This is a genomic window from Methylomonas montana (assembly GCF_030490285.1).
Taxonomy (GTDB): Bacteria; Pseudomonadota; Gammaproteobacteria; order Methylococcales; family Methylomonadaceae; genus Methylomonas; species Methylomonas montana.
On record NZ_CP129884.1, the window covers coordinates 853,443 to 867,721 of the forward strand.

A 14,279-nucleotide genomic window follows, 5' to 3' on the forward strand; every position below is an offset into this window, starting at 1 on the left:
CAAATAAGTTCGGCTAGTTTACTAATTTTTCAAGGGGTATTTGTTCGACATTCGCAAACACTTAGTTAAGATAGTATAGATTAGTGGACAAGCAGAATGAAAATCTATTCAATAGAACTTGTCTTCGACTATAAAAATTGAAAATGTCTTCATCGCAAATTAGGTCGTCATATAACCTCTAAGGCTTTTAAACTCAGAAAAATATCCGAAAGTGGAAGCAAGTTCAATTTTATTAACAGATTTTGTCTGACAGTGGTCCTGTGCAGACTTGGTTAGGAGTAATTTTCATGATTTCTGGGTTGCCATTTATAATGGCCCGAATATCATCATCTGAAATATCGATGGGTCTGCGAGGAATAACTAAGTGAACTATTGATTCGGTATCTTCGACTACCTTTACAATCACCCCCTCACCCAAAGATATGCCAAGTTGTTTTAGTGTAGTTTGTCCATCTCGAATCAAACTCTCACGAAAGTTCGGGTCGCTCCACGCTCTTGCGACTATTGCAGAATAGTTCATTTCTTGCGACATTTTGTCTCCTAATCAACTCAGTTAAAATGTTATTTATGATCTGCTACGATTTACTACTTGTCAAGGCTCAACTTTGGCTTGACAGAGTTGGGGGAGATACCTTGACTACACAGGCGAAAACCAGCGCCTTGCAACAACTCGACGAAATGCTTACTGATCTAAAACGTATAGCCCATGAGGAAATAAGGGAGTTGCGTTGGCGTGGGTTTGGATTTGATGCCGCCCTAGTGCAAGGAGCGCAACGATCCGTCCATCCGTCCAACATGGCGGACGCAGCGATAAACCATCGAATGATCAATATTTTTCGAAAATGGAAGCACCGCTATAAACTTATGTTGGAAGACTGGTGTCAGGCACATGATTCTAAAATTCTACAGTATAAATTTGGTCGTATCACAGAAATATTTACTCATTCCGAGGAAACACACGATGGTGGTGCCGCAGTGATAATTTTTGCTGTAGAAAATGGAATGAAGTTAATTTATAAACCAAAGTCAGCCGATACAGATGAGTTTATTGAATGGTTTTGTTCTGAACTTAGAAAACATCAGATTCATACTCCATTATATATTCCATTAACTATTCGCCTTAATCACGGTTGTCTGCAACAATTCATCACCCAAGACCCCTTGAATACTAGTGCGGTTGATGCGAAAAGCATTGGCGCTGCAGTCGCCATTTTATATGTACTTCGAGCAACCGATATTCACTCTAAAAATATAATAATTTCACAAGGAAAAACATATATTTTAGATACTGAAACAATTTTTTCACAAAAAGGAAATTACCTTGATTATTATTCTCCATTTGATGTTGGTATTTTTCCTTCACCAACAGCAGTAAAAGAAGGTGAAGTTTTCGATTTTTCCATAATAGAAATAATTACTGCCGGACTACGAAGCCAGCCAACTGAATTATTTTTATCGACAGCGATAAAGTTTTTCAGCAAAACTTTGCATGAAATATCTAGTGTAAAACACCATATTATAGACGCTGTCAAGTTCAGGATAAATTGTAATGATATCTTAATTAGAACGATATTACGTCCGTCTTTTGGATATTTTTATATCATAAAAAAACTCCCTCTGCTATTAAAAATATCAAAAAAATATAGATGCAATATCGCTAGTCAGATGCTAGTTAATAAGAGCTCAATATTGCCTGAAGTTTTTAAAGAAGAATGCAAATCTCTTGCTGATTACGAAATTCCTGCTTTTCGAGTAAGCGTAAAATATGGTGCAGTTTATTACCGTGGAATACTAGTGTCTAACAGCCCGTCCCCAATAGATGATTGGATAGATCATATCAAAGAATTAAGCCCAGGACGCTGTACATATATTTCGAATTTAATTTTGAAATCTGTTAAATCAATCCCGCTGGATAAGCAATGCTCAGGCAATTTATCACGGAAGCCCGCTCGTTCATATTTACAAGCAAAAAACTTAGTTCACTCCATTTATAAAACAATAGAAAAATTTGCATACTTGTCAATTGAATCTGATGAGTTATATGCAGATTTTCCCATTGAAAAATCAAGATTCCGTTTACTACGGCATAATATTGGTCTGTATAATGGATGGAGTGGATTTGCATTATTTTCAAGACTATATGGCCATGTATTCGACAAACCTCACTCTATTGACTTGGCCGACAAAATAGTATCGATGTGCGCGAAAACCGCTGTTCAAACTAACTTTATAGACCTCGCTATGGGAATTAGTGGAATAGTAATTGCTCAAGAATACCCAAATACATACCATCTTAAGAAAGATATATGCAACCCATTATGGCGGCACATTGATTATCAGGCACTAAGTGATTTGCAAATGAATTGTGGACACGACTTCATCAATGGTACTAGTGGAGCTTATTTCGCGGCATACCAGAGCATGGATAATAATTTTGATCATGCGAAAGGTGTTCTCGACTTTCAACAGTTTTTTATAGATTCAACGCTAGAAAAACTCGCCTCTTCTCCTCATATGCCCATCGGCGTTGCACATGGCTCTTCGGGATTACTAGTGGGACTTGCTGCAGTTTATCGGTTGACACAAAGTTCTGCCCAGAAAACAGCTATTGTAAATGCGATTAATATGACATTAAAACGACAAGATGAATTCTTTGACCCCTCTCGTGGATGGCCTGATCTTCGGCATGGTACCAGTCTCGGTTGTAGTGATTATTTAACAAACTGGTGTAGTGGGGTTACCGGGATCGCATGGGCAAGAGTTTTACTTTTGCGGTATATGGGAGCTGCATTGCTTAATGAGTCGAATGAGTTAATCGAGCGAACAGTGCATTTAGCTGTAAAACTGGTAATGAATTCGGCTGTTGCTGCGCCATTTGATCTTTGTTGTGGCGAAGCAGGAAAAATTGATTTCCTAATAAATATCGCCCCATATCATACGGGCACAGTAGTTAAGAAAACCGCCGCTCTCCGAGCAATTGCTATGGCCGATCAGCTTTTATCAATGGGTAATACATTCAGGGGGGGGGCAAGTAATAACGTTGGCCTATTTAAGGGCCCATCTGGTATTGGTTACGTTCTTTGTCGTGTTCTATCGTCAGATACCTATCGGGGGTTTATGTAGATGGAAGGCAAATTCCTGAATAACTCAACTACCGTGACCATTCCAATATCGGCAAGGATCAACCTGCTTTTGATTTGTTCAAATAAAGCCCTTCGCAACCCTTGTTCTAAATATCCAATAATCGCATATCAGACAATTATTGTCAGACATGCTTTCCTATGTTTTTATTACGATGAAGACTCTTGTGGTAACTTTTGGGTGACTCCATACGGAACAATGCGGATCAATACGGGTAGCAACAGCAAGATCACGAATAAATTAGTTAAATAAAAACAATAGGTTAAGCTTTTCTTCTAGCACTTTTAATGCGATGGTCGTGCGTTCGAATCGCACACGACCCACCATAGAATGTTTTAAGCTAATCAATAGCTTATCAACTGGATTGCCGTCGAGTTGAAGCAACATAACCGCAGTAAGGCGCAAATTTAGGCGCACTCTGCATTATTTGCTCCAATGAGGTGGCGTAATGAACCAGCAAAATCTATCCCTTCAAAGCTCACAAAACGATGTTTTGTCCGAGCAACCTTTTCAAGAATCTCAAAACTCGCAAGAAACGCTCACAAATTATCACGTCGAATATTTTTGCGTGTTCGATACCGAGAGTACGTATCACAGCCCGTTATTTGCCACCAAGGTGCAAAACGATGCTGTCTTACTGCATATCCTCCAAGCCTTCCCTAAAGCCCACGGCGAGTGCCGAAAATCCTATTTCCGATCTGAACAAGATGCTGGCCGACAAGAACTATTGTCTGAAATCATGGGTGCCGGCCCGGAATATGACCAGCTGCTTGAACTGCTAAGGCAACGGTTTGCGCCTGATGTCCCCATCCAACTCAATCAAATCGGCGAGGGCGTGTAATGGCCTACATCCGACCTTTAGCCAACGGCAATTTTCGCGCCGATGTCCGCCTGAAAGGCATAGTCAAAAACAAAACCTTCCCAACGGAAAGCCTCGCACAAGCCTGGGCCGATAACATCGAGAACGGCATCAAGACTATTTTGAACCTGGATCAGGCGCAATTAATGGCCCTTTCAGAGGATGAAATTTGCGCCTTGGGCGGCGATGATCTTTTCAAGCAGTTGGGTATCGATCTGTTTGCAATCCGGCATCAGGCTAAGCTGGAAGCTATCAACGCGCTTTCCAAAAAGGAGTTGTTACAGCTTTCCGTGCAAGAAATCGAGCGCATGGGCGGCGCTGAGCTATTCATCAAGGCCGGCAAACGCAGCAGCGCCTATCTGGGCGACACCAAAAACGGCACCAGTCGGGATCTGTATTTAGCGCCTGTCGTCATGACCGAGCTGAAACGCCATCAGGAAGTCGGCACCGGTTTGATCTTCCCATCGGTTGAACTTCCCGAGCAACCGATGGATTTTCGCAAGGCGTGGCGAAACGTATTGAAAGCCGCCAATATCGCTGACCGGGACATTCTGAACCCGGACGGCAGTATCAAACTGGAGAAATTTACCTTCCATTGCCTACGGCATGGCTTCTGCTCGGCGTTGTCCGACTCCGGCAAGGAGATCAATCAAATCGCCAAACTGGCCGGCCACAAGAGTATTCAAACCACCATGCGCTATATCCATCAGGGACGCGACCAAAAGCGGCAGATCGTCAACGAACTGGCTCAGGCCTTTAAGCTGTAGCAGCTATTCGCCGGCCAATCCTTGGTTGGGTTGGCTGGCTTTTCTGTTCATGAATCGAATAGCCGAGTAAATAGGTACTTTACGTTTAGCATATTTTGACTTTACAATTATTTTAAAATCACTTTACGTTTATTCACTATGAGTATCGATCTACGTCATTCCATCCTAGTCGCCATCGCCGAAGACGGCAGCAATGTAGCCGCCCGCCTAGCGAATCAACATGGCGTTTCCCGACAGGCCACCAGCGCTTGGTTGACCAAACTGAAAAAAGAAGGTGCCATTACATCATCCGGTATAGGCCGGGGTGTGCGTTATCAATTGGCAACAATGGCACAGGTACAACGGGTTTATCCCCGAGCGGGATTGCGTGAGGATCTCGTCTGGTCCGAATCCATATCACCATTGCTTAGCGACTTGCCTGGCAATGTCCGTGACATATGGCATTACGCCGTCACCGAGATGATAAACAATGCCATCGACCATTCCGGTTCCGAAAATGTTGTCGTGGAGTTGGTGCGCGATGCACTCAATACCACCGTTTACATCGCCGACGAAGGTGAAGGTATTTTTCTGAAAATTCAGCGAGCGATGAATTTGTATGATCCCCGCGAAGCGATCCTGGAATTGGCCAAGGGCAAGCTGACCACCGATCCCGCCAACCATACCGGCGAAGGCATTTTCTTTTCGTCCAAGGTGATGGACGCCTTCGACATCCGATCCGGTCTATTGCACTTCATGCACGACGAATGGGGCGCGGACATTCTGCTTGAGCGTCCCGCCAATGCGCCGGGCACCCTGGTTTTGATGCGCCTGGCCAACGATAGTCCACGCATTTTGCAAGACGTGTTCGATCAGTTTGCCGCGCCGGAGGAATATACCTTTGCCAAGACCATTGTCCCGGTGCGACTGGCACAGCATGAAGGCGAAAAACTGGTTTCCCGTTCGCAAGCCAAGCGCTTGACCATGCGCTTTGAGCGATTCCAGGTCGTAGTATTGGATTTTGCCGGCGTCGAGGAAATCGGCCAGGCGTTTGCCGACGAGGTGTTTCGCGTGTTTAGCAACGCCCACCCCAATACCCAGTTACTGCCGATCAACTTAACCCCTGCCGTCGAAAACATGGTCAAGCGGGCATTGTCGGCCAAATGAGCATTTCACAGAACACGAATATGACAACGTTCAATCCCCTACACCCCGGCAGCATTTTGAAAGAGGACGTGTTACCCGATCTGGGTATCGGCGTCACTGAAGCCGCCGCACAGCTTGGCGTTTCCCGCGTCGCATTATCGCGCGTCGTCAACGGTCGAGCGGCGGTCAGCGCCGATATGGCAATTCGCCTCGAAGCCTGGCTGAACGGCCCGACCGCCGAAACCTGGGGGCGTATGCAAGCCGAATACGATTTATGGCAGGCGAGACAAAAGCCCAAGCCCAACGTCTCGCCGATTGAACGGCCGCACGCGGCATAACGAATATCCGAATTAGCCAGCCTTACCCGACGGGGGACAGGCGGAGTCATTAACCGCCTGGCTGGTTATCCAATTTTAATGATTTGCACTTGAATGGAGTGGAATAGTTATGAGTATACGAATACCCAAAGGCGAAGATATTGCAGAATTGCTACTATTGTGTGCTCCACAAAGTATTTTAAATGATCTGGAGTTAACAGCGGAAACTAGAAGTGATTTTGTTGACAGATTCGATATGAGCTTTGAGCCAAATTGCATTGTAAATAGATACAAAACCGATTTAATAGCGTTAGCATTATATTACAGTAATATAAATATAACCAATCACAAAAAATATTCAGATTATGTGATGATTGAGGTATTGGATACTTTTTACATAGCTCCGGAAGTTATTTATAGTTTAATTCAACTAACAAAAAGTGAAGAGTTTTATGAGGTTAATAAATTAAAGGACGAAATTGATGCTGGTGGTCTACGCAAAAGGGATGAAATAATTAAACTAGCACAAGAAAAACTTAAACCTTACAAAAAAGGACCAGAAGTAAAGTCCTTAAACACCAAACAAAAATACGTCGCCGTCAAAGAAGAATTGCAAAATTATCTGCAAGAAAATCCAGGAGCGCCTATTGAAGAGGCGCGCCGTATAGCTGCAAAAAGAGCCGGATTTAAAAAGATTCCAACAGACAAAACTCTACGAGATAATCTTAAAGATAAATAATCAATACGGTAAAATTGCATTTTTACCGGTAAAATTGCAATTTGTTAGATGAATTAATCCATTTCAATCAATACCATAGCTTCACACATCCAAACCAGCTCAACGGAGAATGAAGAAATGGCAATCGCAGCAAATAAAACGTCAGACCATATATCGGCGGCGCAAATCACTATAACGCTCGACGATATTATCCCCTCGGGCGATGTCCCCAAAAAATACCCGCACCTTTATAGCGAAAAATCCTGGAAGTGGGCCGTTGTTCAGCGCAAGCATAATGGATTAGCCAAAGCATTTCGCAAGATCGGAAAACAGCTTTTTGTAAATACCAAAGTGCTGGCCGAATGCATCGATTCTCAATCTGATACCTGAACCGCATATTAAATGCGTTGCAATGCCTTGTGTTTTAAGGCTTGCAAATAAATAGGCGCACAACTAGGCGCAATTTCCAGGTATTTAAAGACTTCAACTCGACGGCAAATCGGAAGACATACCCGGAACTGCACCCAACATGCGATAAATATTTATCCACCTTTATGGTGGAAAGATTGGGGATATATTGTGACAGACATGAAAAACATTAGATCATTTTTACGCAAGAACGGTCTGTTAGAAATGCGTGATGGTCAGTTTATCTCGGTGTCAATTATAGGCCGAATAATTCCAGATGAAGAGAAACGGATTGCGGTGGTTAAGGACAAACACGGTAACCGGGTAGGAATATTGGACTGGAATAAGGAATAAGTAAGGTGAGTAACAAGCACATTAATATGGCTTATCACATGCCACTCGATGCAATGGAGAAACTCGTTCTTATCGTGCTTTGCGATCATGCGAACGATAGTGGGTTTTGCTTTGTGGGTTAACCGAGTAGCGCACCTCAATTTCCGCATATTCGACAAGCCCGCCGTCACGATAGCCGACGTGGCGTTACAGGCCAAGGCGTGGGCCATTGATGGCGGCTTGGATTTTATCGTCGTGGACTATTTGACCCGCGTAAAGCCGGTCAAAAGCAGCGGCAACCAAACGCTCGACGTTGGCGAGGTTGCCACTGGCCTGAAAAACATCGCCCGTCAAATCAACATACCCGTCATGGCCCTGGCTCAGCTCAATCGGGCAAGCACCAAGCGCACCGACAAGCGGCCTAACATGGCCGATTTGCGGGATTCAGGCGTTATTGAGCAAGAGGCCGATCAAATCCTGCTCTTACACCGTGACGACGAAGACGACAACGCACCGGCGGAAGTGATCGTCGACAAGAACCGCCATGGGGAGGTGGCAATCCGGATTCGGAAAGTTCGCCGCTCCGCCTGTCTGGGCGGCGTTACTCTTATTACACCAAATCGCCATTGCATCAAAACAGGAAAAATTTCATGAAAACCAAAACCATCACGAAAACTGATTTCTTGGAGGCGGCTCACGCCAAGCAAACCATTCTGCCGGCCATACGCGAGCTAAAGAGAATAGGAAACCGTGAGATCTCCAACAACAGCTACACCGCCAAGGTAATTGGTAGAGCCGTTAGTTGTTTAGAGGCCCACATCAAAGATGCTGACCGAGTTTTTAAAAAAGCTGCTGATGATTTTGAGGCGGCCGGGGGAAATGAACTGCTTAAACGAGTGGCCGGTCGCACGTTGGCAATTCCGGGGGAAATCACCCTGCACGAGCGCACCGCTGAGCTTTTGCGCCAAGCACATGATTACCGCCTTAAGGAGTTGAAAAATTCCGGCTTTAGCGAGAAACAGATAGCAACTATCGAGCCCTTTCCAGCAGAAGAATTGGCCGGCCATGCAGAAGCCATCGAAGCACTGGAAATCGAGCAGAGCAAACTAAATCAATTCCTTGAAAGCGCACCGGCCCACGAGCTGACCTACCTTTCAGGTACCTCTTTTGAGGCCTGCTTGCAAATGGAGGCTGCGTAATGAAAGAAACCTCAGAACAACTAGTGTCGCGGCTTGATGATGCGATTTCTGGCCTTAAGCGGCTTAGCCCCGCGTCTTTGCAGTTCGATTCCGAGATGTATGAGCACTTTTTTAAGGGAATGCTCCTGCTGCAAGCCTTCAAGGCTGAGTTTGAAGGGACCTCCACCGAGCCGAACAGCCCGCTGATTGATACGGATTTGCGGATACAAGTCGCCGCAGCAATCGCTCGCCTTGAGAGCGAAATCGATGGAACTTTTTCCCAAGCTGACGAAGCCACCGCCGAACACGCTCGCCAAGTCAAAGAATGTATAGAGCTTGGGATGACCGAAGATCAAGCGTTAGAACATTGCTCAGTTGAAATCTTAGATTCCGTGGTTGATGAACTTTACACACGGGCTGAGTCGATGATGACCGAGCGAAACAGCTTAATCGCTTTCATCCAAGATCAATCGGGCGATGTTCGGCTTTTGGCTGGCACTCGGTGCCATCAACCAGAGCCAGTTTCCCACTAACCAAATTTTACAGGAACACGCACCAATGAACATAAAAACGGTCGATGGAAACAAGCTGATTGAGGTAAAAAATCGCTTGAAAGCTCTACAGGTAATTGTCAGAGATACCCAGCACAAAATAAGCTGCGAACAGGCTGCACACGCTGATAGGCTTAATTCGGCAATGAAAAACCGAATGTCGCCGGCTGAGTTTTTGGCATTATTTCCCAATCCGCCCGTGAGCGGGGCTAATCTGACAGCCTACACCGCCGTCAAAAATGGTACTGACACGCTTTCACCGGCTATTGACGATCCTTTGGTTGCCGAAGATTTCCTAAAACTCGACCAACACTACGCCGAGCGGGCAAAACCGAGCCGGTCGCTGACCGAGTCGGAGTTCTTGCAGTTGTATCCGGCGCCTACTTTCACCGCCGAAAATGCTGCCATTGCTGCGGCGCAGGTTGAGTGTGACAAACTCGCCGCCTTCCTTAGGTCCGGACCAGCAAATCAATACCCCGCTCCTTTCGATGTCGATTTTCTGTCGACAACCGCTGTAAGTTACCCGTAGACGGCAATCATGGCACTACAATCAGACTCGCAAGGTTTCCTCGTTGGCGACCCCATTGACCTTGGCCGCATGCCGGGATATTTGCGCGACATCAAAAGCGATGTGGCCGCGATCAGAAAGGCAACTATCGGCGGAGGTCCAAACAGCACCCGGCAGCGGGCCGCGTCATCTGCCCCAGCCAATCTACCTAGCCGCGACAGTCGCGGGAAATTTGTACCGAAAGCTAACGTAGCTACGCCAACAGGTGCAAGAAAAGGCGAGGTAGCTATACAGGCGTTGGCCGAATCACTCGGGGCAAGCCAGGGCGCTCAGAAACGCATAGCCGATACCATGCGCTCGGCGGCGAAGAAAGCATCAACAACCACAGGTCGGGATAGCTCAGGCCGGTTTACCAGTAATGGCGAAGGCGGTGGAAGTGATGGTCGCGGCAAATCATCCAACGGCGCGATAGCTGCTCTAGCCAACAGGTTGTCGGCTTTATCTGGCGTGGGTACCGGGATTGAGGATGTAGACCCAACGGTCAAGGCGTTTCAGGAAGTGGCTGAGCCCATGCGGCTGGGGCTAAGCCTGTTCAATCGCGCTGACAGCAAGCAGGAAGGGTTGCTTCGCAAGATTTTCAGGAAACTTGATGTTTTCCACCGCGAAGAAAGCGTCTACAACAAGGCCGCAAAGAAAAGTCTCAAGGCTATTGAGGAAAAGCCAAACGGCACGAATGGCGGTAGCAATACCACGATCAACGCCGGTGGCGGTGGTATTGGTGGTTTATTGCGAGGGATGTTGGGCGGCGGAATGCTCGGCGGACTGCTTTCTAAGGCTGGCAGAGGTGCTAAAGGTCTCCTAAGGCGCATCCCTATTCTGGGGACATTGTTTGCCGCAGGTGGCGCTGCTGTTGATGTGTTTGGCAGTGAGTCAGATCCGAATTTGTCCAGAGCGCAGAAAGACGCGGCGGCGGGGAAGTCTATCGGTGGTTGGACTGGCAGTTTGGCAGGTATCGGTGCTGGCGCGCTAGCTGGTTCGGCGTTTGGTCCGGTCGGCACAATCGTAGGCGGGGTAGTCGGTGGATTCCTTGGTGATCAGGCTGGGCAAATAATTGGTGAAAAATTCGGAACCTGGGTAACCGAACTCAGACAAGCCGATGTACCGGGCAAACTCGTAAGCGCGTTTGAAAGTTGGACCGGCGGCTTCGACTTCCAAAAAGGCTTCGAGCTGTGGCTTGAGCGTACTAAAGGCAACTTCGCCCAAGCCGGCAATGTTGTTGGTGAGCAATTAAACGACCTGAACACCTACGTTGACAAGAACACCGGCATTAACCTGAAAGAAATGGGCGGTCTGTGGCTTGATCGTACCAAAGACAATCTATCAGGCGCTTGGGACACCATTAAGGGCACACCGTCTTGGCTTCTCAATAACACAACGTTTGGCAAAGCAGGCCAAAAAGCTTTCGGCGCATTCGGTGGCAGCATTCCCGGCATGACAGATGCTCAAGCTGCTGCCTACGCCGCCGAGGTCATGCGCACAGAATCCGCCGGCGGAGATCCGCGCGCCGAAAATCCGAAAGGGTTCATTGGCAAATACCAGATGGGCGCGGAAACGCTTGCCGATACTGGTTTGGTCAATCTCGGCAAACTTAAAGCCGCCCAGAAATCCGGTCGATACGATCAAAAAGCATTCCTTGCCGATACCGCGAACTGGAATATCCCCGGCGGCAAAGAGGCCTATCTCAGTGATTCGGCGTTGCAGGACAAAGCTTTCACCGACATGCAAGCCCGTAATTTTACTCAGGGCGTGAAATCTGGCGCAATCAGTATGGCCGCAAGCCCCGATCAAGTCGCAGCCTACTTGAAAGCCGCCCACCTCGGCGGAGCCAGCGGTGCCAGCGATTACTTTCTCAGGGGCGTAGACAAATCGGACGGCAATACCTTGATGTCCACTTACGCCAAACAGGGTGCGGCGGCTGTCCGGGCAGCTTCGGTAAACGCGCCGTCGTTCAAAATACCGGCTATGCCAACCACGCCGAAAATATCAGAGTCTCCAACGGTGTTAGAGCCGCTAAATTCGCGGGATGACAAGGTGCAAGTCGTTCGCATTGAAGATGGCGGCGACGTTGGACGGGACCTCTCAGACCGAGGGATTGCCCACATAACGACTGGCGGTTACTTCCCGTTCATTCGCTAAAGCGGGCTCACCCTCAGGGTGAACGGTAAAAATTCTCAACCACCTAAAGGCCAAAAATGATTAACACACCGGAAACCGATAAGGATGAAATTGCTCTTGCCGCAGCAATCGGCGCCAAGCTATGTGAGGCCCGTAAGTTATGCAATCTCAGTCAGACCAAAGCGGCTGAGTTGTTGGGAATTATACCGGAAAACTTGAAGTTGATTGAGGATGCCCGGTTTGGAGTGGTACCGCCAATCTTAATCAAGCGAGCCTCTGAAGCTCTCGATGTGTCTGCAGACTGGATTTTGGGTTTGGTTAAGGACGATTGGGAACAAGCTGTCGAAACCAGGCGAGAGCGGGACTTCCTGGTTGGCTTGGAACGGCTGCACCTAGAGAATCATGCCAAGGTGATCGTAAAACAGTTGGAGCAGGACAATAAGCTCAATGCCCTATCGGATGCCGTCGCCTTGCTTTCGCAGACTCTCCAGGGCATTGATGACGCTGTCATGCAGTATTGGCGGCTTAATCAATCGTTCGAAAATATGGCCGGTGGCGCACAGATATTAAACCGTATCGACCAAGCTATTGCCGCATCGCGATGTGCAACTTTGAGTCTTGTTCGCGCCAAAGCCCTGCCGATTGACGCCTTAGCCGCGTTGCCACAGCCAAAGCCAGTGATCAGGGTTTGGACAAATCCGGCAACCGCGCAATTGCCGCAACCAGTCGTACCAATAGCCGAAAGTAATCCGCGCGCCGCCCGCCAACGCAAACACACCACATTAACCCCGGCTGCACTCGCATCATAGCCCCAAAAACAGGAATACAAATGGCAACAGCACCAGATAAACCCGTTGTTTTAACTTCCGACTGGGGCGGGCTATCACCGCACCTTATCGCAGAATTTTATGCCATCGACCGCAAAGGAAAGCGGATTGACGATATTACCGTCAAGGCGGCGTTAACCGAATCCAACTTGGAAATGTCATTAACCTGGTCAAGCCCATTCGAGAATCAGAGTTCTTCAAATTTCATGCCCACGCTGCAAATGATGGTGCAATCCGGCGCTATCGAGGGTGTATCAAGTAAAGCCGGTAGTATCTTCGGAAGTGATTTGCAGCGATTGGCGCATGGTCTTGAAGGTAGAACCGGAATAACCAAATTGAATTCCACTCAAGTTTATGTCGGTGGACAAGCGGCCAAGTTCAACATTACTGCGCTTTTCAGGGCGTGGCGCGATCCCGTTAAAGAGGTTCACGAGCCGTTCAATCAGCTGATGAAATGGGCGCTTCCCGTCGAACTATCCGAAGAAGGATCATTGGCCGTGCGACTACTTGAGGATGGATTTGCCTATAAAACGGCATTTCCTTCGCAAGCGCCGGTTCTGTTGGCTATCAAATACAAAGACGCAACATATTGGCCGCTGGTCATTGAAGCCATCAGCAAAGACACCAACGCTCCGGTTGATAAAAACGGTAAATTCGTGGAGTTATCGGTACCCGTGCAGCTATCAACCCTGACCGCGATTGATCGATCCGACTGGAGTCGGTACCTATCCAACGATGTCGGGGTAAATTCAAACCGCAGGCGATAAATCACGGTTTGAAGGTTGAAGCGACAATCGGCGTATGTTACAAATCAGCCAGGTCATTTGGAGGCTGAAAACATGACGGACAACGAGTTGAAAAACCAATACGACTGTTTAGCGCATCAAATTGAAAGGGAGGACGGGCTTATAAATACCAGAATTACTTGGCTGCTTACCTTCCAAGGGTTTTTATTTGCTGCCTTGGCTATTGTTGCAAATAACGCCGGGTCTAAAGACGTCGCAATATATTGGGCCTTAAAATACACACTTCCAGTTATAGGCATTTCAATTGGTGTATTAGGTATCCTCGGGGTAAGGGCTGCCCTGATCGCCTTATCCGAACTCAAGGATATATGGGACCAGGCAAAATTTCCTAACTATCCTCCACCTTATGGTAAGCCGCGTTTACACGCATTCGGTTCCTTTTACAGTCAAGGCATACCCATAATATTGAGCATTGCATGGACAGTTATTCTGTTGGCTTTCGCCATCAATGACTTGGGAAAACTGGCCTGTGGCTAGAGTTTAGTTTTACCCACCGGCAAATTAACTAATCAAAATTCAGCCGGGCAATTCCCGGCTTTTTCATACCCGGAAACCTCCATCAAAAT

At 47.3% G+C, this 14,279-nt stretch carries 17 protein-coding genes; 16 read left to right on the forward strand and 1 reads right to left on the reverse strand.

Going from position 1 to position 14,279, the window contains the following annotated elements; genetic code table 11:
- Window positions 1-232: 232 nt before the first annotated feature.
- The gene (locus QZJ86_RS04185) at window positions 233-532 is read right to left on the reverse strand and encodes an NHLP leader peptide family RiPP precursor (protein WP_301936665.1); all 300 of its coding nucleotides are present in this window, start codon (window positions 530-532) and stop codon (window positions 233-235) included.
- Between the two features lie 101 nt (window positions 533-633).
- Between QZJ86_RS04185 and QZJ86_RS04190 the strand changes: the two genes are divergently transcribed.
- The 16 genes from QZJ86_RS04190 (at window position 634) to QZJ86_RS04265 (ending at window position 14,190) form a co-directional block, all read left to right on the forward strand.
- Window positions 634-3,123 carry a lanthionine synthetase LanC family protein gene (locus QZJ86_RS04190; RefSeq protein WP_301936667.1) on the forward strand — a complete coding sequence of 830 codons (2,490 nt, stop codon included), beginning with the start codon at window positions 634-636 and terminating at the stop codon, window positions 3,121-3,123.
- A gap of 466 nt (window positions 3,124-3,589) precedes the next feature.
- Window positions 3,590-3,982 (forward strand): hypothetical protein, encoded by a 393-nt coding sequence (locus tag QZJ86_RS04195; RefSeq protein ID WP_301936669.1) that lies wholly within the window; start codon window positions 3,590-3,592, stop codon window positions 3,980-3,982.
- Window positions 3,982-4,767: a site-specific integrase gene (locus QZJ86_RS04200; RefSeq protein ID WP_301936670.1), complete on the forward strand. Its 786-nt coding sequence runs from the start codon at window positions 3,982-3,984 to the stop codon at window positions 4,765-4,767. The genes QZJ86_RS04195 and QZJ86_RS04200 overlap by 1 nt, the downstream gene beginning before the upstream one ends.
- A gap of 138 nt (window positions 4,768-4,905) precedes the next feature.
- Window positions 4,906-5,913 (forward strand): STAS-like domain-containing protein, encoded by a 1,008-nt coding sequence (locus QZJ86_RS04205; RefSeq protein WP_301936672.1) that lies wholly within the window; start codon window positions 4,906-4,908, stop codon window positions 5,911-5,913.
- A 20-nt stretch (window positions 5,914-5,933) separates the two neighbouring features.
- The gene (locus QZJ86_RS04210) at window positions 5,934-6,230 is read left to right on the forward strand and encodes a HigA family addiction module antitoxin (RefSeq protein ID WP_301936673.1); all 297 of its coding nucleotides are present in this window, start codon (window positions 5,934-5,936) and stop codon (window positions 6,228-6,230) included.
- A 109-nt stretch (window positions 6,231-6,339) separates the two neighbouring features.
- Window positions 6,340-6,948, forward strand: coding sequence for a hypothetical protein (locus QZJ86_RS04215; protein ID WP_301936675.1), 609 nt, complete (start codon window positions 6,340-6,342; stop codon window positions 6,946-6,948).
- Between the two features lie 117 nt (window positions 6,949-7,065).
- The gene (locus QZJ86_RS04220; RefSeq protein ID WP_301936676.1) at window positions 7,066-7,317 is read left to right on the forward strand and encodes a hypothetical protein; all 252 of its coding nucleotides are present in this window, start codon (window positions 7,066-7,068) and stop codon (window positions 7,315-7,317) included.
- A gap of 198 nt (window positions 7,318-7,515) precedes the next feature.
- Window positions 7,516-7,689 carry a hypothetical protein gene (locus tag QZJ86_RS04225; protein WP_301936679.1) on the forward strand — a complete coding sequence of 58 codons (174 nt, stop codon included), beginning with the start codon at window positions 7,516-7,518 and terminating at the stop codon, window positions 7,687-7,689.
- 99 nt (window positions 7,690-7,788) lie between these two features.
- Window positions 7,789-8,322 (forward strand): DnaB-like helicase C-terminal domain-containing protein, encoded by a 534-nt coding sequence (locus tag QZJ86_RS04230; protein WP_301936681.1) that lies wholly within the window; start codon window positions 7,789-7,791, stop codon window positions 8,320-8,322.
- The gene (locus QZJ86_RS04235) at window positions 8,319-8,867 is read left to right on the forward strand and encodes a hypothetical protein (RefSeq protein ID WP_301936683.1); all 549 of its coding nucleotides are present in this window, start codon (window positions 8,319-8,321) and stop codon (window positions 8,865-8,867) included. The genes QZJ86_RS04230 and QZJ86_RS04235 overlap by 4 nt, the downstream gene beginning before the upstream one ends.
- Complete coding sequence (locus tag QZJ86_RS04240) at window positions 8,867-9,379, forward strand: hypothetical protein (protein ID WP_301936685.1); 513 nt, start codon at window positions 8,867-8,869, stop codon at window positions 9,377-9,379. Before QZJ86_RS04235 ends, QZJ86_RS04240 begins: the two co-directional genes overlap by 1 nt.
- 25 nt (window positions 9,380-9,404) lie before the next feature.
- Window positions 9,405-9,926 (forward strand): hypothetical protein, encoded by a 522-nt coding sequence (locus QZJ86_RS04245; protein WP_301936687.1) that lies wholly within the window; start codon window positions 9,405-9,407, stop codon window positions 9,924-9,926.
- A gap of 9 nt (window positions 9,927-9,935) precedes the next feature.
- A complete protein-coding gene (locus tag QZJ86_RS04250) occupies window positions 9,936-12,101 on the forward strand; it encodes a hypothetical protein (protein ID WP_301936689.1) in 2,166 nt (721 codons plus the stop codon).
- Between the two features lie 56 nt (window positions 12,102-12,157).
- Window positions 12,158-12,889, forward strand: a complete 732-nt coding sequence (locus tag QZJ86_RS04255) for a helix-turn-helix domain-containing protein (RefSeq protein ID WP_301936691.1) — start codon at window positions 12,158-12,160, stop codon at window positions 12,887-12,889.
- Between the two features lie 20 nt (window positions 12,890-12,909).
- Window positions 12,910-13,674: a hypothetical protein gene (locus tag QZJ86_RS04260; RefSeq protein ID WP_301936692.1), complete on the forward strand. Its 765-nt coding sequence runs from the start codon at window positions 12,910-12,912 to the stop codon at window positions 13,672-13,674.
- A 72-nt stretch (window positions 13,675-13,746) separates the two neighbouring features.
- Window positions 13,747-14,190, forward strand: a complete 444-nt coding sequence (locus QZJ86_RS04265; RefSeq protein ID WP_301936693.1) for a hypothetical protein — start codon at window positions 13,747-13,749, stop codon at window positions 14,188-14,190.
- Window positions 14,191-14,279: the final 89 nt, after the last annotated feature.

Excerpts from the sequence above, each read along its gene's own strand:
- QZJ86_RS04185 (WP_301936665.1), bottom strand. The coding sequence starts at position 532 with ATGTCGCAAGAAATGAACTATTCTGCAATAGTCGCAAGAGCGTGGAGC.
- QZJ86_RS04195 (WP_301936669.1), top strand. The coding sequence starts at position 3,590 with ATGAACCAGCAAAATCTATCCCTTCAAAGCTCACAAAACGATGTTTTG.
- QZJ86_RS04200 (WP_301936670.1), top strand. The coding sequence starts at position 3,982 with ATGGCCTACATCCGACCTTTAGCCAACGGCAATTTTCGCGCCGATGTC.
- QZJ86_RS04205 (WP_301936672.1), top strand. The coding sequence starts at position 4,906 with ATGAGTATCGATCTACGTCATTCCATCCTAGTCGCCATCGCCGAAGAC.
- QZJ86_RS04210 (WP_301936673.1), top strand. The coding sequence starts at position 5,934 with ATGACAACGTTCAATCCCCTACACCCCGGCAGCATTTTGAAAGAGGAC.
- QZJ86_RS04215 (WP_301936675.1), top strand. The coding sequence starts at position 6,340 with ATGAGTATACGAATACCCAAAGGCGAAGATATTGCAGAATTGCTACTA.
- QZJ86_RS04220 (WP_301936676.1), top strand. The coding sequence starts at position 7,066 with ATGGCAATCGCAGCAAATAAAACGTCAGACCATATATCGGCGGCGCAA.
- QZJ86_RS04225 (WP_301936679.1), top strand. The coding sequence starts at position 7,516 with ATGAAAAACATTAGATCATTTTTACGCAAGAACGGTCTGTTAGAAATG.
- QZJ86_RS04235 (WP_301936683.1), top strand. The coding sequence starts at position 8,319 with ATGAAAACCAAAACCATCACGAAAACTGATTTCTTGGAGGCGGCTCAC.
- QZJ86_RS04240 (WP_301936685.1), top strand. The coding sequence starts at position 8,867 with ATGAAAGAAACCTCAGAACAACTAGTGTCGCGGCTTGATGATGCGATT.
- QZJ86_RS04245 (WP_301936687.1), top strand. The coding sequence starts at position 9,405 with ATGAACATAAAAACGGTCGATGGAAACAAGCTGATTGAGGTAAAAAAT.
- QZJ86_RS04250 (WP_301936689.1), top strand. The coding sequence starts at position 9,936 with ATGGCACTACAATCAGACTCGCAAGGTTTCCTCGTTGGCGACCCCATT.
- QZJ86_RS04255 (WP_301936691.1), top strand. The coding sequence starts at position 12,158 with ATGATTAACACACCGGAAACCGATAAGGATGAAATTGCTCTTGCCGCA.
- QZJ86_RS04260 (WP_301936692.1), top strand. The coding sequence starts at position 12,910 with ATGGCAACAGCACCAGATAAACCCGTTGTTTTAACTTCCGACTGGGGC.
- QZJ86_RS04265 (WP_301936693.1), top strand. The coding sequence starts at position 13,747 with ATGACGGACAACGAGTTGAAAAACCAATACGACTGTTTAGCGCATCAA.